The 19,936-nt window shown below is 69.3% G+C and carries 19 protein-coding genes; 9 read left to right on the top strand and 10 right to left on the bottom strand.

Annotated features, from left to right (window positions below):
• Window positions 1-79: 79 nt before the first annotated feature.
• The 7 genes from OGL92_RS13180 (at window position 80) to OGL92_RS13150 (ending at window position 6,630) form a co-directional block, all read left to right on the top strand.
• Window positions 80-613 (top strand): spore coat U domain-containing protein, encoded by a 534-nt coding sequence (locus OGL92_RS13180; protein ID WP_263144106.1) that lies wholly within the window; start codon window positions 80-82, stop codon window positions 611-613.
• Between the two features lie 92 nt (window positions 614-705).
• Complete coding sequence (locus OGL92_RS13175) at window positions 706-1,230, top strand: spore coat U domain-containing protein (protein ID WP_263144105.1); 525 nt, start codon at window positions 706-708, stop codon at window positions 1,228-1,230.
• A 101-nt stretch (window positions 1,231-1,331) separates the two neighbouring features.
• Window positions 1,332-1,838 carry a spore coat U domain-containing protein gene (locus OGL92_RS13170; RefSeq protein ID WP_263144104.1) on the top strand — a complete coding sequence of 169 codons (507 nt, stop codon included), beginning with the start codon at window positions 1,332-1,334 and terminating at the stop codon, window positions 1,836-1,838.
• 43 nt (window positions 1,839-1,881) lie between these two features.
• Window positions 1,882-2,628 (top strand): molecular chaperone, encoded by a 747-nt coding sequence (locus tag OGL92_RS13165; RefSeq protein WP_263144103.1) that lies wholly within the window; start codon window positions 1,882-1,884, stop codon window positions 2,626-2,628.
• Window positions 2,629-2,702: 74 nt separating this feature from the next.
• Complete coding sequence (locus OGL92_RS13160) at window positions 2,703-5,003, top strand: fimbria/pilus outer membrane usher protein (RefSeq protein ID WP_263144102.1); 2,301 nt, start codon at window positions 2,703-2,705, stop codon at window positions 5,001-5,003.
• Entirely contained in the window at window positions 5,000-5,977 is a 978-nt protein-coding gene (locus OGL92_RS13155) for a spore coat protein U domain-containing protein (protein WP_263144100.1), read from the top strand. Before OGL92_RS13160 ends, OGL92_RS13155 begins: the two co-directional genes overlap by 4 nt.
• Before the next feature lie 59 nt (window positions 5,978-6,036).
• On the top strand, window positions 6,037-6,630 hold the full coding sequence (locus tag OGL92_RS13150; protein WP_263144099.1) for an HAD family hydrolase: 594 nt from the start codon (window positions 6,037-6,039) through the stop codon (window positions 6,628-6,630).
• 105 nt (window positions 6,631-6,735) lie between these two features.
• Here OGL92_RS13150 and OGL92_RS13145 read toward each other — a convergent pair whose 3' ends face one another.
• The 5 genes from OGL92_RS13145 to OGL92_RS13125 all read right to left on the bottom strand — a co-directional run bounded on the left by OGL92_RS13145 (window position 6,736) and on the right by OGL92_RS13125 (window position 13,056).
• Entirely contained in the window at window positions 6,736-9,042 is a 2,307-nt protein-coding gene (locus tag OGL92_RS13145) for a hypothetical protein (RefSeq protein ID WP_263144098.1), read from the bottom strand.
• A gap of 51 nt (window positions 9,043-9,093) precedes the next feature.
• Window positions 9,094-10,971, bottom strand: a complete 1,878-nt coding sequence (locus tag OGL92_RS13140) for an ATP-binding protein (protein ID WP_263144097.1) — start codon at window positions 10,969-10,971, stop codon at window positions 9,094-9,096.
• A 198-nt stretch (window positions 10,972-11,169) separates the two neighbouring features.
• Entirely contained in the window at window positions 11,170-12,036 is an 867-nt protein-coding gene (locus tag OGL92_RS13135; RefSeq protein ID WP_263144095.1) for a neutral zinc metallopeptidase, read from the bottom strand.
• Between the two features lie 226 nt (window positions 12,037-12,262).
• A complete protein-coding gene (locus OGL92_RS13130) occupies window positions 12,263-12,628 on the bottom strand; it encodes a hypothetical protein (protein ID WP_263144094.1) in 366 nt (121 codons plus the stop codon).
• Window positions 12,629-12,639: 11 nt separating this feature from the next.
• Window positions 12,640-13,056, bottom strand: a complete 417-nt coding sequence (locus OGL92_RS13125) for an NlpC/P60 family protein (protein WP_263144092.1) — start codon at window positions 13,054-13,056, stop codon at window positions 12,640-12,642.
• Window positions 13,057-13,338: 282 nt separating this feature from the next.
• Here OGL92_RS13125 and alaC point away from each other — a divergent pair, with 282 nt between their 5' ends.
• Window positions 13,339-14,577: an alanine transaminase gene (gene alaC / locus OGL92_RS13120; RefSeq protein WP_263144090.1), complete on the top strand. Its 1,239-nt coding sequence runs from the start codon at window positions 13,339-13,341 to the stop codon at window positions 14,575-14,577.
• Window positions 14,578-14,771: 194 nt separating this feature from the next.
• Window positions 14,772-15,977: a hypothetical protein gene (locus OGL92_RS13115; protein WP_263144088.1), complete on the top strand. Its 1,206-nt coding sequence runs from the start codon at window positions 14,772-14,774 to the stop codon at window positions 15,975-15,977.
• Window positions 15,978-15,980: 3 nt separating this feature from the next.
• Here OGL92_RS13115 and OGL92_RS13110 read toward each other — a convergent pair whose 3' ends face one another.
• The 5 genes from OGL92_RS13110 to OGL92_RS13090 form a co-directional block, all read right to left on the bottom strand.
• Entirely contained in the window at window positions 15,981-16,409 is a 429-nt protein-coding gene (locus tag OGL92_RS13110; protein ID WP_263144087.1) for a DUF411 domain-containing protein, read from the bottom strand.
• A gap of 153 nt (window positions 16,410-16,562) precedes the next feature.
• Window positions 16,563-16,925, bottom strand: a complete 363-nt coding sequence (locus tag OGL92_RS13105) for a DUF4880 domain-containing protein (protein ID WP_263144086.1) — start codon at window positions 16,923-16,925, stop codon at window positions 16,563-16,565.
• Window positions 16,922-17,248, bottom strand: coding sequence for a sigma-70 region 4 domain-containing protein (locus tag OGL92_RS13100; protein ID WP_263144085.1), 327 nt, complete (start codon window positions 17,246-17,248; stop codon window positions 16,922-16,924). The genes OGL92_RS13105 and OGL92_RS13100 overlap by 4 nt, the downstream gene beginning before the upstream one ends.
• A 112-nt stretch (window positions 17,249-17,360) precedes the next feature.
• Window positions 17,361-18,446, bottom strand: a complete 1,086-nt coding sequence (gene trmA / locus OGL92_RS13095; protein WP_263144083.1) for a tRNA (uridine(54)-C5)-methyltransferase TrmA — start codon at window positions 18,444-18,446, stop codon at window positions 17,361-17,363.
• A gap of 122 nt (window positions 18,447-18,568) precedes the next feature.
• Complete coding sequence (locus OGL92_RS13090) at window positions 18,569-19,861, bottom strand: NCS2 family permease (RefSeq protein WP_263144082.1); 1,293 nt, start codon at window positions 19,859-19,861, stop codon at window positions 18,569-18,571.
• Window positions 19,862-19,936: the final 75 nt, after the last annotated feature.

Genomic DNA, 19,936 nt, shown 5'->3' with positions numbered 1-19,936 from the left:
CTGGCGGTTTGACTGAGTGGTGTGATGGCAGTTTGAACTAGTGTGAAAGCCGTAGGGTTACGAACAAAAGGAGCCTCCCGTGACTACGCTTCGCACCACTTTGTCTTTCTGCCTTTTGTTCGTCGCCGGCCAGGCGCATTCCGCGGGCCAGGTCCAGGGTCAGATGAACGTCCAGATGACCATCGGCAGCGGCTGCACCGTCACCAACGGCAGCAGCAACGGCAGCACCAACACCTTCGGTACCCTGAACTTCGGCGAGTACCCGTCCCTCGACAACATCGTCGAGGGCAGCTCGGTCGGCGCCGGCGGTGGCAGCTCCTTCGGCCTGCAATGCAGCACCGGAACCAACTACAGCGTCGCCATCGATTCCGGGCTCAATGCCTCGGGTACCCAGCGGCGCATGAGCAACGGCGGCGCCTACATCTCCTACAACCTCTACCAGGACACCGCGCGCACCGTTCCCTGGGGCAACGGCAGCAATGGCGGCAGCGTGCTGTCCGGCACCGGCAGCGGCGCCGCCCAGGAAGTGGTGGTCTACGGCCGCGTGCCGGTGCAGGCCACGCCCGCGGCGGGGACCTACCTGGACACGGTCCAGGTCACGGTCACCTGGTAGCCCGGAACAGCTAAGGGTTTTGGCGGGTTTCGGCCCGGCCTCCTTCGGGAGCGCGGGGCCGCGGCCGCCGTTTTTTTCAGACAGGACGCGCCATGGTGTCGATGACGATCAAGGGAATGTGGCCGTTGTTGCTGGCCGGCCTGGGATGGCCGGGCGCGGCCCATGCCGTCGACAAGAGCGCCACGCTCGGGGTCAACGCGCTGGTGCTGCCCTCCTGCGTGGCCGGCAGCACCGGCACGTCCAACCCCGGGCAGTTCGATACGCTGGACTTCGGGACGCATTTTTCCCTGGCCAACACGCTCAAGACCACCGGCGGAACCGGCAGCGGTGCGCTGCGGATCAATTGCGTCGCCAATGTTCCGTACCGCGTGCTGATCTCCCCGGGCAACAGCGGCAATACCACGGCGCGCAGCCTGGTCGGTCCGGGCAACGCGACCATCCTCTACAACCTCTATACCTCGGCCAGCTATGCCACGGTCTGGGACAACGTCACCGGGATCAGCGCGATGGGGACCGGGGCGAATCAGTGGTTGCCGATCTATGGCCGGGTGCCGGCCCAGAGCACCCCCACGCCGGGGATCTACACCGACACCCTGACCGTCACGGTGGTCTGGTGAGGCGCCGCGCGAGGTCCGGCTCGAAGCCGCGGGCGCCCGCCCGGTTCCGCGGGGCACGCGCGTGGCCTTGGGCCGCCGGCCTCGCCGCCGGGCTGGCGCTGGTGCCGGTCCGGGCCGACACCGGGACCAACGAGCTGAGCCTGGCCCAGAGCTTCCAGCTGCGCGCCGCCGTCGTCGCCGGCTGCCTGCTGGGGAGCGGCGCCAGCGACACGACCACCTTCGGCACGCTGTCCTTCGGCCAATTCAGCAGCCTGCCCAGCGACGTCTCCCTGAGCAGCACCCTCGGCAGCGGCTCCATCGTCATGCAATGCACGCCCGGCCTGGCGGTGAGCATCGCGCTGAACGCCGGGCTCAACGCCAGCGGCTCCATCGCCGGCGGCCGCTACCTGGCCAAGGGCAGCGAGCGGCTGCGCTATCAACTGTTCCAGGACGCGGCCTACAGCACCGTCTGGGGCGACAACAGCAACGGCGGTACGAGCATGAGCCTGACCTTCCCCGCCAGCGGCGGGACCCTGGCGTACCCCGTCTACGCCCGCTTGTTCGCCGTCGCCACGATGCCCTCGGCCGGCCTCTACAGCGACACCGTGACCGTGACCATTTCCTATTGAACAAGGACGTCGGATGAGTGGGTTGCAGGCAAGGCTCAAGGGAATGACCTGGGGGTGGCTGGCGCTGGCCGGCGTCCTCGCATGGATGGCGCGGGACGCCGTGGCGGCCAGTTCGATCCTGATCTGGCCGATCAACCCCAGCATCGAAGGCGAGCACAAGGCCGCCGCGCTCTGGCTGGAAAACCGTGGCGAGAAGCCGGTCAGCCTGCAAGTGCGCATCCTGGATTGGAGCCAGGCCCAGTACGCCGACGTCCTCGCGGCCCAGCAGGGGGTGGTCGGCAGCCCACCGGTGACCCGCGTGGAACCGGGCAAGCAGCAGATGGTGCGATTGATCCTGCGGCAACCGGTGGAGCCGGGCCGCGAGCGCGCCTATCGGATCCTGGTCGACGAAATGCTCACCCCCGAGAGCGCCGAGGATCCGCGCCTGGGCATCAAATTCCAGATGCGCTACTCGGTGCCCCTGTTCGTGGTCGGCAGCGGCGCCCAGGTCGATTTGCAGGGGTCCGGCAAGCCCGGCCTGCTGCGCCCGGAGCTGCATTACCGTTTCGCCGGCGAGGGCGGCGCGCGTTACCTGCTGCTGCGCAATGTGGGCACCGCCCACGCGCGCCTGTCGGCGGTGCGGCTGCGCCAGGGAAACGCCAGCTACGCCCTGTCCGAGGGATTGCTGGGCTATGTGCTGCCCGGCGTCGAGATGCGCTGGCCGCTGCCGCCCGAGGTGCCCGCCGGCGGAGGGGTGCTGGAGGCACGGGTCAACGACGGGGAGCAACCTCAGCCTCTGGTCGCCGACTGAGAGGCGCGGACGTGCCGGGCAGGAGCGACCGGACCGGGACCGCGTTTGGCCGACCCCGCTGGAAATGCCTGGGCTTGGCCACGTTGCTGTCCTGCTGCCTGACGACGGCGCTGGCCGGCGAACCCGAGAACGAACCGATGGAGCTGTTCCTGGAAATGGTCGTCAATCAAATGCCCACCGGCCGGGTGGTGGCGGTGAGCGCGCGCGGCGGGCGTTACTTCGTGGCCCGCGACGACCTGCGCGCCGTGGGCGTCGCCCTGGAGGGGACCGGGGACGAGGACCCGCTGGCGCTGGACCGGATCCCCGGCCTGCAAAGCCGCTACGAGGCCAGCAGCCAGCGCCTGGAACTGACCCTGCCCGCCGACTGGCTGCCGCGCCAGGAATTGGGCCGGCGCCGCGTACACGACTATCTGCCCGCGCAAAGCAGCCTCGGCGCGCTGTTCAACTACGACCTCTACTACAGCAGCACCGAACGGGGTTCGAAGAGCGCCAACGCGTTCCTCGAGCAGCGGGTGTTCGGCGGTTTCGGCGTGCTGTCCAACACCGGCACCTACCGCGAGCATTTCTCCGGCAACGGCTTCGGCGACGGTTACATTCGTTACGACACCCAGTGGAGCCAGGACGACCAGGAAAACCTCACCGCCTACACCCTCGGCGACCTGGTCACCGGTGCGCTGACCTGGAACACCTCGGTGCGCATGGGCGGGGTGCAGGTGTCCCGGGATTTCGGCCTGCGTCCCGACCTGATCACCTACCCGCTGCCGAGTTTCTCCGGCGATGCGTCGATCCCCACCACCCTCGACCTGTTCATCGACAACTCCCAGGTCAGCAGCGACACGCTCAACCCGGGGCCCTTCACCGTCAACAACGTGCCCTTCATCAGCGGCGCCGGCACCGCCACTCTGGTGACCACCGACGCCCTCGGACGCCGGGTGTCCACCCGCGTGCCGTTCTACGTCACCGATACCCTGCTGCAGCAGGGGTTGTTCGATTACTCGCTGTCGGTGGGCAAGCTGCGCCGCGAGTATGGCGTGGAGAACTTCACCTACGGCAGCGCCGCCGCCAGCGGTACCGCCCGCTACGGCTTGAACGACCGGGTGACCCTGGAAGGCCATGTCGAGGACAGCCAGGACCTGACCCTGGCCGGTCTCGGCGGCACCTTCGGCATCGGTCGCTGGGGCGTGTTCGGCACCTCCCTGACCCAGAGCCGCTCCCTGGGCGAAAGCGGGCGGCAACTGAGCCTCGGCTACAGCTACTACTCGCGGCGCTTCGGCATTGCCATGCAGCACATCGACCGCGACCCCGGCTATGTCGACCTGGGGGTCATCGGCGCCCGCGAAAGCCGCGCCAGGGCGAGCTACCTGCCCAGCAGCAGCGACCAGGCGACCTTCTCCTACAGCCCCGGCGAGCTCGGCAAGCTGAACCTCGGGACCCTCGGCGTGGGCTACTTCGAGACACGCAACCCGGTGGGTTCGCGCACCCGTCTGGTCAACCTGTCCTGGTCGCAGAACCTGTTCCGCCAGGCCAGCTTCTACCTGTCCTTCAACCGCGTGCTGGGCGGCGAGGGCTATTCGGCGCAGATGCAATTCGTGGTGCCCTTCGACCTGCACTCGACGCTGAACGTCGGCGTCGAGCGCAACCGCCGCGACGGTTTCGCCGAGCGCGTGGCCTATAGCCGCTCGGTCTCCAGCGAAGGCGGGCTGGGCTGGAACCTGGGCTACGCCGGCAGCGGCTATCGCCAGGCGGACGTCACCTGGCGCACCCGCTACGTGCAACTGCAGGGCGGCGCCTACACCGACGCCGGGCGCGCGACCCATTGGGGCGAGGCCAGCGGTTCGCTGGTGTGGATGAACGACGCGCTGTTCGCCAGCAACCGGATCTCCGACGCCTTCGTGCTGGTGGACACCGCCGGTTTCGCCGGGGTGCCGGTGCGCTTCGAGCACCAGCCGCTGGGCACCACCAATGCGAACGGCCATCTGCTGGTGCCCTGGGTGCCGTCCTACTACCGCGGCCAGTACGAGGTGGACCTGCTCGACCTGCCGGCCAACGTGCGCAGCGACGAGCTGAGCCAGTTCCTCGCGGTGCGCCAGGGCGCGGGCGCGCTGTTGAAGTTTCCCCTGCAGGCGGTGACGGCGGCGAGCATCGTGCTGATCGACAGCCGCGGCACGCCCTTGCCCCGCGGCACTCCGGTACGCGACCGGGAAAGCCGGCAGACGGCTTACGTCGGCTGGGACGGCCTGGTGTATTTCGAACACCTGCAGGCGCACAACCGCCTGGACGTGGAGCTTCCCGACGGCACGCGCTGCGCCAGTGCCTTCGACCTGGATACCCAGAGCGACCAACTCGCCCTGGTGGGCCCGCTGGTATGCCGATGAGGGCGTCCATCCGCGCCATCGCCCGCCTGGGCCTGCTGGCGGCGCTCTGGCTGGCGAGCGTCGGTGCCTGGGCGGCCTGTGCGGTGGGCAACCCGAACGTGGCGCTGGGAACGGTCAGCTCGCTGAGCATCCGCACCACCGCGCAGCAGGCCGCCGCCAGCGGGGGGCTGGCCTGCGACGGTTCGCTCAACCTGCTCACCGCGGCCTACGTGCGGGTGACCCTGGCGAGCGCCAGCACGATGCTCAGCGACGGCCAGGGTAACCAGATTCCTTTCCAGCTGTTCACCGACTCCGGCTACAGCCAGGCGCTGCAAAGCGCGCAGCCGCAGGTACTGGGGGCGATCAGCCTGATCGGCGTGGGGGGCTCGCAGAGCGCCATCGCCATGTACTTCCGCACCTCGCTCGGCGCCAACGTGCCGGCGGGCACCTATACCGCCACCATCAGCCTCAACTGGCAGTACGCGATCTGCACCGTCGGCGCGCTCAACCTGTGCGCCTGGCAGCGCAGCCCCGGCCTGACCCAGAGCTGCACCGCCGGCATCTGCGGCGCGCCGACCAACTGGGGCAGCGGCTCCCTGGCCTCGGTGACCCTGACCCTGGTGGTGACCAAGGCCTGCCTGGTCAGCAGCCTGCCGCAAGTGGATTTCGGCAGCAAAGCCCTGGTCAGCCAGTTCGGCTCGGTGACCCAGACCCTGGCGGTGATCTGCACCAACACCGAGGGCTATACGCTGGGCTTCGACAACGGCCAGAACTACCAGGCGCCCTGGCGGCGGATGCGTTATTCCAGCGCTTACCTCAGGTACCAGATCTATTACCCCGGTACGACCACGGTGTGGACCACCGCGCAAACCCAGGCGGCGATGGGTACCGGCAACCTGCAGAACTTCAATTTCCTGGTGACGGTGGACCCGACCCAGGCGAATCTGCCGGTCGGCGTCTACCTGGACAACGTCACCCTGATCATCAACTACTGAGCCGCCCCGGCGGGCCTCGCGTATGCTGGCGCGGTCTTGAACGAGGGCGAGGGGTTTCCATGCATCTGGCGGATTGCCGGCACTGGGTATTCGACATGGACGGCACGCTGACCGTGGCGGTGCACGATTTCGCGGCGATCCGCCGCGCCCTGTCGATCCCGCAGGAGGACGACATCCTGCATCACCTGGCGGCGCTGCCGGCGGCAGAGGCGGCGGACAAGCACGCCTGGCTGTTGGAACACGAGCGCGGCCTGGCCCTGGGTTCGCGGGCCGCGCCGGGGGCGGTGGAACTGGTGCGCGCACTGCATCGACGCGGCGTGCGCCTCGGCATTCTCACCCGCAACGCCCACGCGCTGGCGCTGATCACCCTGGCCGCCATCGGCCTGGATACCTGTTTCGAGGCGGCGGACGTGCTCGGCCGCGACGAGGCCCGGCCGAAGCCGGACCCGGACGGCCTGCTGGAACTGGCGCGGCGCTGGGCAGTGCCTCCGACGCGGCTGCTGATGGTCGGCGACTACCGCTTCGACCTGGAATGCGGGCGTGCCGCGGGTGCCCGCACCGCCCTGGTCAACCTGCCGAACAATCCCTGGCCGGAGCTGGTCGATTGGTACGCGGCGGATTGCGCCGCGCTGCTGGCGCGCCTCGACGCCTGATCGGCTCCGGCTTGGTTGGCAGCCATCGCGGGTCTGGGCGGCTACCGACGCTCGAATGCGTTGCCCGGATGCCTGGGTCGGGGCGCCTGAGCGCCCCGACCCGGCTCAGAGCCCGTAGCGCTCGATGGCCTCCAGGTGCGGCTGCGGATCGGCGCCGCAGTGTTCGGCCAGGCGCAGCCAGCACAGCCGATGGGGCCAGTCGCGGGTCAAGTCTTCCATGGCCTGGTGAAGCGCCAGGCTCGGCAGGCTCTCCGGGGCCGCCAGGGTGAAAAACACGCCCGGCAGGGGTTCGTCCCGCGGGTCTTCGCTGTCCTCCAGCCGGTAGTCCGGCGCGCTGTGCACCCAGAGGTTCCAGCCGCGCGCGTCCAGCGCGTCGCGCAGGCCGGCGAAGGCCTCTTCGCCGGGATGCACGCCATCGAAGAACCAGCTGGCGCCGTATTCGCCCGTTTTCAGGGTGTGTACCTGGCCATAGGTGGCGACGAAATGCTCGCGCTGCTCCGGGTCTTCCGGCGGCGCGACCAGCATCGCGGCGTCGAACACCACCCGGTCGCCGACGTGTTGCACGCGGCCGCCGCCGGCGTTTTCCAGGATCCGCGCGGTGACCGGCCCGGTGCGTTGCGCGTAGTAGTCGAGCGCCTCGCCGTTCTCGATGTAGCGGATGATGACCCAGCCCCATTCTTCCTCGACCGGGCCGCTGTCGCTGCTCAGGGTCATGCCGATGCGTTGTGCGCCTTGGCGCACCGCGTCCCAGTTCTCCGCGGCGCTGGCGGCGGTCATGTAATCCCACAGCGCGCTGCGCGCGGTGTCCTCGTGATCGCTGTGGCTCAGGTGCAGGTAGCAGTCGGCGGCCTCGGCGAAGCGCGCCTGGCGCATCAGTGCGTGAGCCAGCAGGAAGTGTGCATCGCTCAGCTCCGGCTTGACGGCGAGCACCCGGCGGCTGGCGGCCTCCAGCGCCGGCCAGTCGCCCAGGCGCTGGGCCAGCTTGGCCTGGCACCAGGCCGCGACCTGCGGCGCGCGGGCCTCGAACAGGGCGGCCAGGCGCTCGACCCCGGCCTGGTCGCCGCGCTCCAGCAGGGCATGCAGCAACTGGAAGATCACCGGTTGTTCGGAGTCGTCATGGCGTTCGGCATAGCGCCACAGCAGCTCGATGGCCTCGTCGTGGGCGGCGCAGGCCTGCAGGGCGGAGGCGGCCACCGCGAGCAGGTCGGTGTCGTCGGGGCGCCGGGCCACCGCGTGCAGCAGCCACTCGGCCTCGGTCTCCGGGTTGCGCGAGCCGCCTTCCGCGCCGCGCGCTTCCAGCCAGGCCAGCAGTTGCTCGGCCGGCACCGGTGGCGGGCTGCCGTCGGGAGCGGACTGGATCGCCGCCTCCAGTGCGTTGAGCAGGTCGTCGGCCCCGCGATCGGCGTTCAGCTTCGGCTGGTGCCGACGCGCCAGCGCCAGGGTGCGGCGGGCGGTCCAGAGGGCGCCGCGTTGCAGCGCCAGTTGCGCGCAGAGCACCCCGGTGGTGATCAGGTGGCGGTGCGCGCCATGCCGCGACAGGTGGTCGAGGGTGGCCTGCAATTCGCCGCCGAGGGTCCAGGTGTTGCGCGCCGGCATCCGTTGCAGCAGGAGATACAGGGCCTTGATCCAGGTGACGCGGTAGCGTGGCGCCACGTCGGCGAGGGGCATCAGCAGCGGCCAGGCCTCGTCGTCGCGCTCCAGCTTGGCCAGGGCCAGGGCCTTGAGCAGCTCGCGCGGCTGGCTGACGTTCTTCCACTCGGCGCCTTCCACCTTGGCTTCCATCGCCTCGATCAGTGCCAGCGCCTCCGCGTCGCGGTCGAGGGCGATGAGGATGCTCATGCGCATCTCGTGGACGCTGTCGTAGGCGCTCTCGCCGGCGGCCTCGATGTGGCGCTCCTGGCGTTCGAGAAACGCCAGCGCGTCCAGGGGACGGTCGTCGTCCAGCAGCGCTTCGGCCTGTTCGTTGCTCAGGCACTGGTAGCAGTTCCAGCTCGGATCGATCCGCGCCAGGGTTTCCTCGCACACCTCGATGCGCTCGGCGACCCAGCCGGGACCGTCGATGTTGGCGTAGCAGGACGCCAGGTCCTGGGTGACGCAGACCGCCTGCGGGCACTCGAGGGTGTCCTCGCGGTGGGCCAGCTCGAACAGCGACACGGCGTCGGCCAGGGCGCTTTCGCCTTCCAGCTTGTTGCCGACGCGGTTACGCATTTCCCAGTGACGGACGAAGACCTCCATCCAGGGATTGCCGAGGGTCTTGCACAGGGCGCGGGCTTCCGGCACCAGCGCGTCGGCCTGCTCGATTTCCAGGTCGCAGATGTGGTCGGTGAGGGTCTCGAGGGTGCGCACGCTTTCGCCCTGACCGGCCTCGATCAATTCGTCGTTGAGCTTGCCGACCCAATGCCAGATGTCCATGTTCTCTCCTCTACTTCAGGTATCTCAGGTATCTCAGGTATCTCAGGTATCTCAGGTATCTCGGGCGTCTACGGCCAGCAGGTCGTGCACCGCGACGGCCAGGTCCGCCAGGGCGCTGCCGAGTTGGCTGGCGTTCTCTTTGTCGTTATGGCTGGCCATGATCCGCTTGAACGCCCGCAGCAGGCGCGCGGCGCTGGCGGAGCGCGGGTTGCCCTGGCGATGGGCGTCGAGCAGGGCCTGGATGGCCGGGTTGTCCAGGTTGATGTACAGGCGGCTGAGCTGGGTGCTCTGGATCTTCGCGGTGAACTGCCGGGCCAGGCGCAGCGCGGCGGTGGAGATGCGCTTGTCCGCGTCGTCCTCCTCCAGGCGGCGCTTGAGCTCCGCCTCGCGGTCCGGCACCACCACCAGGGGCAGGCCCGGCGGGCTGAAGCGGGCGACGATGAGTTTCTCCTCGTCCCCCAGCAGGCTCGCCAGCCATGCCTGTTCCGCCTCGGGCAGTTCGGCCAGGTTGAACAGCTGGCGGTTGCCCTGTTCGGTGCCCAGCTCCACCAGGCGCAGGCCTTTCGCCTGGGTCCAGCGGCGCAGGAAGGGCACCACCGCGTAGCGGTTGCCGTGGGCCACGGGCACGCCGAGGGTGCGGAACAGCATTTCCTCGAAGCCGCTGTCGCTGTCCAGCAGCACGTGGAGGGCGCCCTTGGACTGCAGGTCGCGGGCCACCAGGTCGCCCTGGGAGGTGGGGATGCGCACGCTGTCCATCATCAGCGCGAACAGGCGCTCGTCGCACAGCGAGGCGCCGAGCAGCGCTTCGTTGTGCCGCAGCAGCACCCGGCGCCAGGCCTCCGGCTGGCTCCGCGCGATCTCGCCGAGGCCGCTGATCAGCGCCTCGCTCAGGGCGTGCTGGATCGCCGTGTAGTGGGCGTCCCGCTGCAGGTCCTCGCGGCTGGCGGTGGGGGTCAGGCGGTTCGATTCGATCACCCCGCCGATGAAGCCGGCCCAGGGCGGCAGCAAATCGCGGGCGTCGTCGTCGAGGAGCATGCCGCGCAGGAAGATCGACAGGTTGCGGTTGTCGCTGGTGCCATAGGTGCCGCCGTCCTGGACCCACAGCAGGCCGATGGCGTCGCTGCCGCCCTCCGGGCGCAGGTCGAAGGTGCAGATCGGCTCGAAATCGTGTTCGAAGTGGGCGGCGAATTCCAGCTTGCGCCGGCGCGCCTGCAATGGATGCAGGGCACTGCGATCGTCGCGCCGCCAGGGCGGCGGCTCCGGGTTGATCGGTTCGCCCGCGCCATCCACGTGGATCGGCTCGCGCAGCAGCACGCAGTAGCGGCCGAGGATGTCGCGCAGGCGCGCGTCATGGGCGAGGGCGGCGAATTCGTCGTGCAGCTCCAGCAACACCTCGCTGCCCACCTCGCGCGGCGCGATGGGGCTGACGCTGTATTGCTCGGCGCTGCTGGAGACGTAGCAGTGGCCCTGGTCGGGCTGCTGGTAGGAGGTGGTGCGCACGCTGACCCGCTTGGCCAGGACGAATGCCGAGAGAAAGCCCAGGCCGAACATGCCGATCAACCCGCTGTCGTCGTCCTGCTGGCGCAGGGTGCGGGTGTAGCCGACGCCGACGGTGGCGAGGAACGCGTGGATCTCGTGCTCGGTCAGGCCGGCGCCGGTGTCGACGATGCGGATGGTCTTGGCGGCGCTGTCGGCGATCACGTCGATACGCGCCGCGCCTTGCCAGTCCGGCTGCTCGATCCGCCGACGGACGATGGAGTCGTGGGCGTTCTGCACCAGTTCGCGCAGCGCCACCATCGGCGTCGAGTACAGGTGCTTGCTCAGCACCGACATCAGGCCGCCGAGATCGACGCCGGCGCGGCGGATCTGCGCGGTCTGGGCGGATTCGCTGGGGGGAGTGTTCATGGCTGGGACCCTGCTACTGTTCATGCAAAGGGCGAGATGATAGCCGCATGGCGCCCTGGTGGCCTCAGTGGCGTGCTGACATGGGCGGTTACGCACCGAAAATCGGCGAGAGGCGAGGGCGAGCCAGGGACGCTGCGCGCGCGGCGGCCCTGAGGCGGGTGCGCTTGTGGCGCGTCCCTTGGCGAGCGACCCGCCTCGGCGGGTCGCCGTTTGTAGCGAGGGTCAGAGGCCGCGGGTGGCGAAGGTGTCGCAGCGCGAGAGTTCGCCCTGGTCGAACCCGGTGCGGAACCAGCGGACCCGTTGTTCCGAGGTGCCATGGGTGAAGGAGTCGGGCATGACGTGGCCGCGGGTCTGCTTCTGCAGCCGATCGTCGCCAATGGCGTTGGCCGCCTTGAGCGCATCCTCCAGGTCGCCCGGTTCAAGCCAGTTCAGGCGCTTCTGCGCGTGATAGGCCCAGACCCCGGCGAAGCAGTCGGCTTGCAGTTCCTGGCGGACCAGCAGGCCATTGGCGCCCTCCAGGCGTTCGCCGCGCTTGCGCGCCGCATCGACCTTGGCCGACACGCCCAGCAGGGTCTGCACGTGGTGGCCCACTTCGTGGGCGATCACGTAGGCCCGCGCGAAATCGCCCGACGCGGCGAAGCGGGTTTCCAGGTCGCGGAAGAAACTCATGTCCAGGTAGACCTGGCGATCTCCCGGGCAATAGAAGGGGCCCACCGCCGAGTCGGCGAAGCCGCAGGCGGAGTTCACCCCGCCGCTGAACAGTTCCAGCTTGGGCTGCTGGTACTGCTTGCCGCTCTGGGCGAACAGGGCGCCCCAGGTGTCCTCGGTATCGCCGAGGATGGCCCGGACGAAATCGGCCTGGGTATCGTTGGCCGGGGGCGCCTGCTCGCTCTGCTGGCTCACCGCCGGGCCGGTGTCCTGGCCGGCGAGCATCGCCAGCAGGTCGAGCGGGTTCTGCCCGGTGATGACGCCGAACAGCACGACGATGGCGATCCCGCCCAGGCTCAGCCCGCCGCCGATCCGCCGCCCGCCGCCGCTGCCACGTGCATCCACTACGTTGTCGCTGCGCCGCCCTTTGCCCCATTGCATGGTACTTCTCCTGTTCGCTGTGCCGAGCCGAATGGCGGATGGGCGCCCGCGTTCGGCGCGGCGCCGTCATGCCATGACCCGCGGCCGGTCGGCCACGGGTCGGAAACGTCCGGGCCCTCGCGGGCACCGGCTTCTGGTTATGGACCCGGCGCGGCGCTTTTCGTCCCCGGAAATTCATGTCCGGACCGCGCGCGCCGGGCGATGCGGGGACGGACGCCGCGCGGGCTCAGGGGCATTGGCGCGGATCGACGTCCTGCCGGTAGGCCATGGAGCCGCTGAAGGTGGTGATCCTCAAGGTGCCGGGCCGCGGGCCCGGCTCCACTGCCTTGACCAGGGACAGGTCGAGCACGCAGGCCTTGGCCAGGGTGTCGGCCTCGATGCACACCGGTCCCTGCCAGGCCTGTGGCGCCGCCTGGTCGTCGGGCTCGTAGAGCAGGACGCGGTAGCCGTCGACCTGGCGCAGGCTGTGGGGCGTCCCGCTGTCGCAGCGGGACGGCGACAGCGAGGGGGTTTCCGCGGCGCAGGCGCCGAGGCTGGCGCCCAGCAGCAGGGCGCCGAGGGCGAAGAGGGTGTGCAAGCGGTTGGGTTTCATCCGGCCTCCGGTCATTGCTGCCACGCCCAGCTGGCGTAGATCACGCGGTCGCGGTCGGTGGCGTTCCACGACCAGTTGAGGGTGGTGTTCTTCTTGCCGACCCCGCCCAGGCTGCCCCAATAGGCGGTGGGGTATTTGCCCTGGCTCAACGGGCCGTCGACGACGATCACCACGTGTCCGTTGGGATTGGCCTTGAGCCCGGCGATCACCAGTTCGCCGTTGGCCGCGTGGTCTTTCGCCTCGCGGCCGCTGGCGAGGCGTTTCCACGGCGCCCGCTGGATCTGGTCGACCATGGCGTTGGCCTGGCCGCTCAGCGGAATGCCCAGTTCGTCGGCGACGCGCTTGACGAAGCCGCTGCAGTCGCGCTTGTGGGCGGCCCAGTGCTTCTCGCACAGCGCGATGATTTTCTGTGCCTTGTCTTCGGCCATGTCCTGGTCCTTTCCTGGATTCGGTTCCGTGCCCGGCAAGCGGGGGCGGACGCCGAAGCTACCACAGGAACGCGACGCGGCGGGTGGCGCGAGTCCCGTTCGCGGCGCCGGGCAGGCATCCGCACCGATCAGGCCCCGGGTTTTGCGCAAAAAAAATCCTCGACAGGCCGACGGACGGGCTTTATGTTCGCCGCCAGGGTCCGGCTCGCGCCGGCTCCAGGCCGCCGCAGCGGCCGGCGTCGCTCGGACGGTTCCGGGCGCTTACGTATCCTCGAGGACAGCATGACCGACCCGGTTAAGCCGCGCCGTTTCGCGCGCATCGATCGCCTCCCCCCCTACGTGTTCAACATCACCGCCGAGCTGAAGATGGCCGCCCGCCGCCGTGGCGAGGACATCATCGACCTCAGCATGGGCAACCCGGACGGTCCCACGCCGCCGCATATCGTCGAGAAGCTCTGCCAGGTGGCCCAACGCGAGGACACCCACGGCTATTCCACCTCCAAGGGCATCCCGCGCCTGCGCCGCGCCATCTCGCGCTGGTACGCCGAGCGCTACCAGGTGGAGATCGACCCGGAAAGCGAAGCCATCGTCACCATCGGTTCCAAGGAGGGCCTGGCGCACCTGATGCTCGCCACCCTCGACCATGGCGACACGGTGCTGGTGCCCAACCCCAGCTACCCGATCCACATCTACGGCGCGGTGATCGCCGGCGCCCAGGTGCGCTCGGTGCCGCTGATCCCCGGGGTGGATTTCTTCGCCGAGCTGGAGCGGGCGATCCGCGAATCCATTCCCAAACCGAAAATGATGATCCTCGGCTTCCCTTCCAACCCCACCGCCCAGTGCGTGGAACTGGACTTCTTCGAGCGGGTGGTGACCCTGGCCAAGCAGTACGACGTGCTGGTGGTCCACGACCTGGCCTACGCCGACATCGTCTACGACGGCTGGAAAGCCCCGTCGATCATGCAGGTGCCCGGCGCCAAGGACATCGCAGTGGAGTTCTTCACCCTGTCGAAGAGCTACAACATGGCCGGCTGGCGGATCGGCTTCATGGTCGGCAACCCGGAACTGGTCAACGCCCTGGCGCGGATCAAGAGCTACCACGACTACGGCACCTTCACGCCCTTGCAGGTGGCGGCCATCGCCGCGCTGGAGGGCGACCAGCAGTGCGTGCTGGACATCGCCGAGCAATACCGCCAGCGTCGCAACGTGCTGGTCAAGGGGCTGCACGAGATCGGCTGGATGGTCGAGAACCCCAAGGCGTCGATGTACGTCTGGGCGAAGATTCCCCCGGCCTACGCGCAATTGGGCTCGCTGGAGTTCGCCAAGAAACTGCTGGCCGAGGCCAAGGTGTGCGTTTCGCCGGGCGTCGGCTTCGGCGATTACGGCGACGACCACGTGCGGTTCGCCCTGATCGAGAACCAGGACCGCATCCGCCAGGCGGTGCGTGGCATCCGCGGGATGTTCCGCGCCGACGGCGTGCTCGCGCCGGGTGCCCGACGCGAAGGCCCGCGCCAGGGCTGAGCGGCCGCGGTGCGACACCGGCGTGCGTTGACAAGTCGGTGCCGCTGGCTAGCGTGAACTCCGGGGCGCCACGGATAACGGCGCCCCGCAACCTCGCCGGTGGATGCGGCGAGCCGACAACCCGGGCGGCCCCTGCGTTTCCGCCGTCCGGCCCGGAGTGTCATCGACCACGTGTTCTCACAAGGAGCGTCGCCATGCACGTCCACTCGCACCCTCTCGCTTCCCATGCCCTGGCGCTGGTCTCGGCGCTGCTGGCCGGTGGGGCCTGCGCCGCCGGCCAGGGCGCGCCCAACTATGCCGGTTTCGACCGCAGCCAATGCCTGCCCTACGCCAATCCGGCGCAGGCCGCTTCGTTCGAGGGCGCGCCCCTGCTCAATCTCGTCGTGCAGGACCCGCGCGACGACAATCCGCCGCCGGTGGAGGCGATCCACGAGGTGACCATGGACACCGGCTCGGTGGGCCTGGCCCTGGATGCGGCGCGGATACCCGGCTATGCGCAGCTCAAGAGGCTGCCGGAGGCGAAGCCGGGCACGCAATTCCTGTCCAGCAGCAAGATCCTCTGGGTGGGCACCTGGGTACCGCTGCGGGTCACCTTGTTCGACGCGCAGAGGCGCCCCGTGGCGAGCGCCCGGGTCCCGGTCCTCGGGGTGGAGACCGCCGGCGTCTGCCGCGGCTACGTGAGCGGCGACGCGACCTGCAAGCAGCACGCGCTGCCGCCGGCCAAGGATCTGATCTACATGGGCGTCGGCTTCGGCCGCGAGGCGGACAGCCAGCCCCAGGGCACGCCTGACAAGAACGTCCTGCTGCACCTCGACAGCCTGGGCGGAAAAGCCCTGGCGGAGGGCCAACTGAGCCCCGGCTACATCATCGGCCGTGGCGGCATCACCCTCGGCCTGACCCCCGAGAACACCCAGGGCTTCGGCTTCGTCAAGTTGCAGCCCTATGGCGGCGGGGACGGCGACTGGCAGGCCCCGTCGATGTGCGTGAGCCTCGACCCGCAGAGCGATCGCAGCGCCAGCGGCCCGCTGTGCGTCCCCGGCAGCCTGCTGGTGGATACCGGCGTGCCGCAGAGCTACATCACCCTGCCGACGGCGATTCGCTACCGCACCGCCAAGGAGCCGGACGCCAGCGCCCGCAAGGTGTTGATCAGCGTGCTGGCCAAGGGCACCGAGGTCGAGCTGAAGATTCCCGATGCCAGCGCGCCGGTGGCTCAGGTGCGCTATCAGGTGGGCGGCACCCAGCCGGTGACGCCCTTGCAGGTGATCCCCTGGAGCAGCGACAACCGTCCGCCGTTCGTCAACACCGGGCGGCATTTCCTGCGTCAGTACCAGTTCCTCTACGACGCCCGCCAGGGCTACGTCGGCTTCAAGGCGCAGACCGACGGCTGCGGGGGCGCCTGAGCCTCAGGGGTAGTCGGCGAGGACGCGTTCGCTGCCGTCGCGGCCGACGCCAAGCACTTGATAGGGCACCTTGTAGTCGCCCGCGTCCATGCCTGGTGCGCCGGCCGGCATGCCGGGCACGGCGATGCCGAGCAGATCCGGCTGGCGGCGCAAGGCGAGGATCTCGGCGGCCGGGACATGCCCCTCGACGAATTTTCCGTCGATCACCGCGGTATGGCAGGAACCCAGGCGCGGCGGTACGCCGAGCCGGGTCTTCAGGGCCGGCATGTCGCTTTCCGGGTGATCCATCACCTTGAAGCCCTGGGTTTCCAGGTGGCCCATCCAGGCCTTGCAGCACCCGCACGCGGGGTCGCGGTAAACGTCGATGGCGAGGGGTTCGGCCGCCTGGGTGGCGGCAGCGAGCAGGCCGAAAGCGAGCAGCAGGGTGCGCATGGCGATAGCTCCGAAGGAAAGAGGCTTTCAGCATAGCGCCGGACCTCCAGGGGCAGGGTGCTACGGGACGTCGCAGGGGGGTCCCGGCAAGCGCGCGTGGCCATGGGCGACTCGCCGCACCGGGGCCGAAAGATATGGCGCCCGTCGCCCCCCTCAGGGCTGCCCGCTGTGCACCTTGTGCGCCGAGGATGGATTCGCGCCGTGGGGCGCGCGGGCGGATTCGCTCCACAGTGTCATCAGCAGCGCCAGCAGCAGGGCCCCGATGAGCGGGCGGCGCATACCCGCCAGGCGCGAGGGGGCGCGGTACCAGCCGCTGGCGCCGAGTTGGCGCGCGGGTTGGCGCAGCCCTTGCCACAGCCGCTCGACGTCGCTGAAGGCCTGCGAGTGACGCGGATCGGCGTCCAGCCAGCGGCGGAATTCGATGCGCTCGCTGGCCGGCAGCTCGGGGCTTTGCAGGCGCACGTACCAGGCGCTGGCCAGGTCCTCGGGTTCGCGGGGGCCCGGGGCTTCGCTCATCGCCGCTCCCGGGCGTAGCGCTGGCAATGCCGCAGGGCGCGGATCAGATCCCGCTCCACGGTGGGCAGCGGCACGCCGACGCGGTCGGCGATGCTGGCGTAGGACAGGCCGTCCACCCGGCTGAGCAGCAGGATTCGCTGCACGCGGCGCGGCAGGCCGCGCAGCGAATCCAGCCAGGCGCTGGCGTCCGGGGCGAGCCGGGCCGCATCCTGCGGGCGAGCCGGGGCGTGGCGCCGCACAGTGAACAGGCGGCGCAGGGCGAGGGACAGCCCGAGGGCTGGAAGGCCGAAAAGGGACAGCGGAGACGGTGTCTTGCTGGTCATGGCGGGGCACCCGTGGAAAAGAGTCGTTCCTGACGAGTGCAGCTTAGAATTGTTGAGACTTATTCTCAACTGCGGAATGCAAATTTCCCCGCCCGCCCACGTCCGGGCCCGCTCAGCGACGCTCCAGCAGCACGCCGCTTTCCATGTGATGGGTATAGGGGAACTGATCGAACAGCGCGCAGCGCGCCACCCGGTGGGTGTCGTGCAACTGGGCGATGTTGGCCGCCAGGGTCTCCGGGTTGCAGGAAATGTACAGGATGCGCGCGAAGCGCCGGGTCAGCTCGCAGGTGTCGCGATCCATGCCGGCTCGCGGCGGGTCGACGAACACACTGCCGAAGGCATAGCTCTTCAGGTCGATGCCGGCCAGCCGGCGGAACGGCCGAACCTCGTTGAGCGCCTGGGTTAGTTCCTCGGCGGACAGGCGCACCAGGGCGACGTTGTCGATGGCGTTGTCGGCGAGGTTGGCCAGGGCGGCATTGACCGAGGATTTGCTGATCTCGGTGGCCAGCACGCGGCGCACCCGGGTGGCCAGCGGCAGGGTGAAGTTGCCGTTGCCGCAATACAGTTCCAGCAGGTCGTCGTCGCGGGAGCCGAGGGCCTCGTAGGCCCAGCCGAGCATCTTTCGGTTGACCTCGCCGTTGGGCTGGGTGAAGGCGCCTTCCGGCTGGCGGTAGCGGAACTCGCGCCCGGCGACCTCGAGGCGCTCTTCCACGTAGTCGCGACCGATGACGATGCGCTGACCACGGGCGCGGCCCACCAGGCTCACACCGAGGTCGGCGGCCAGGCGCTCGGCGGCGTCCTGCCAGGCGGCGTCCAGCGGGCGGTGGTAGGCGAGGGTGATCAGCGCGTCGCCGGCCAGGGTGGTGAGGAATTCGGCCTGGAACAGCTTGAAGGACAGCGCGCCGCTGGCCTGCCAGCCGGCCTTCAGGCGCGGCATCAGTTGATTGATGCGCTGGCTGGCGACCGGGAATTCGTCGATCAGGATCGGCGTGTGCTTGTCGCCGGCGGCGAACATCGCATAGAAGCGCTCTTCGTTCTCCCGCCACAGGCGGAACTCGGCGCGCAGCCGGTAGTGCTCGTGGGGCGACTCGAAGACGTCCGGCGGCGGCGCCTGGAACGGCGCGAGCAGCTCCTGCAGGCGGGTCTTTTTCGCCTCCAGTTGCGCGCTATAGGTGGCCGGGTCGAAAGGGCGGCTCATGGGCGAATCTCGTCTGGCAGGTTGGGGCGGTTCCGCGCGGACCCCGGCGAGGGGCCGCGGGTTCGCAGCGAAGACGCCCGCCATCGGCGACGGCGGGCGTCGTGGGGCTGGAGCGGCGGCGCTTATTGATAGAAGCCGAGCTTGATCACGAACAGCACCGCCAGGATCACCAGCGCCGGGCTCAGTTCGCTCCAGCGTCCGGCGAGGGTCTTGATCGCGGCCCAGGCGATGAAGCCGAAGGCGATGCCGTCGGCGATGGAATAAGTGAAGGGCATGGCCAACGCGGTGACCAGCACCGGCGCGGCGGTGGTCAGGTCGTTCCAGTCGATCTCGGCGAGTCCGGAGGCCATCAGCACGGCGACGAAGAACAGCGCCGGCGCGGTGGCGAAGGCCGGCACGCTGCCGGCCAGGGGCGAGAGGAACAGGGCGAGGAGGAACAGCACGGCGACCACCAGGGCGGTCAGGCCGGTGCGGCCGCCCGCGCTGACCCCGGCGGCGGACTCGATGTAGCTGGTGGTGGTCGAGGTGCCCAGTAGCGAACCGCCCATGGCCGCGGTGCTGTCGGCGATCAGCGCGCGGCCCATCTTCGGCATGTAGCCGTCGGCGCGCATCAGGCCGGCCTTCTTCGCCACGGCGATGAGGGTGCCGGAGTTGTCGAACAGGTCGACGAAGAGGAAGGCGAAGATCACGCTGACCAGGCCGATGTCCAGGGCGCCACGGATGTCCAACTGGAGGAAGGTCGGCGCCAGCGACGGCGGCATCGAGAACACCCCGCCGAAGTGGGACACGCCCAGGCCGATGCCGGCCAGGGTCACCGCGAGGATGCCGATCAGCACCGCGCCGGTGACCTTGCGCGCCTCCAGGGCGACGATCAGGAAGAAGCCCAGCACCGCGAGCACCGGCGCCGGCTGGCTGAGGTCGCCGAGGGTCAGCATGGTCGCCGGGTGCGGTACGACGATGCCGGCCTTCTGCAGGGCGATCAGCGCGAGGAACAGGCCGATGCCGGCGGCGATGGCCGAACGCAGCGCCAGCGGAATGCTGTTGATGATCCATTCGCGGATGCGAAAGATCGACAGCAGGAAGAACATGCACGCGGAGAGGAACACCGCGCCCAGCGCCACCTGCCAGCTATGGCCCATGTGCAGCACCACGGTGTAGGTGAAAAAGGCGTTCAGGCCCATGCCCGGGGCCAGGGCGATGGGGTAGTTGGCGATCAGCCCCATGATGCTCGAGCCGATGGCCGCCGCCAGGCAGGTGGCGACGAACACCGCGCCCTTGTCCATGCCGGTCTCGCCGAGGATGCTCGGGTTGACGAACAGGATGTAGGCCATGGTCAGGAAGGTCGTGATCCCGGCGAGCACCTCGGTGCGGACGTCGGTGTCGTGCGCCTTGAGGTGGAAGAGTCGTTCCAGCATGGTCGTTTCCCCTGTTCGGGCTGAGGGCGGTCGGCCGCGAGAGCGCCGGCCGGCGCGGGCTGCGCGGTCGAAAAG

This window comes from Pseudomonas sp. RIT-PI-AD (assembly GCF_025642785.1).
Taxonomy (GTDB): domain Bacteria; phylum Pseudomonadota; class Gammaproteobacteria; order Pseudomonadales; family Pseudomonadaceae; genus Pseudomonas_T.
Note: the sequence above shows the minus strand (reverse complement) of the source record. Positions and strands in the feature narration are given on the sequence as shown.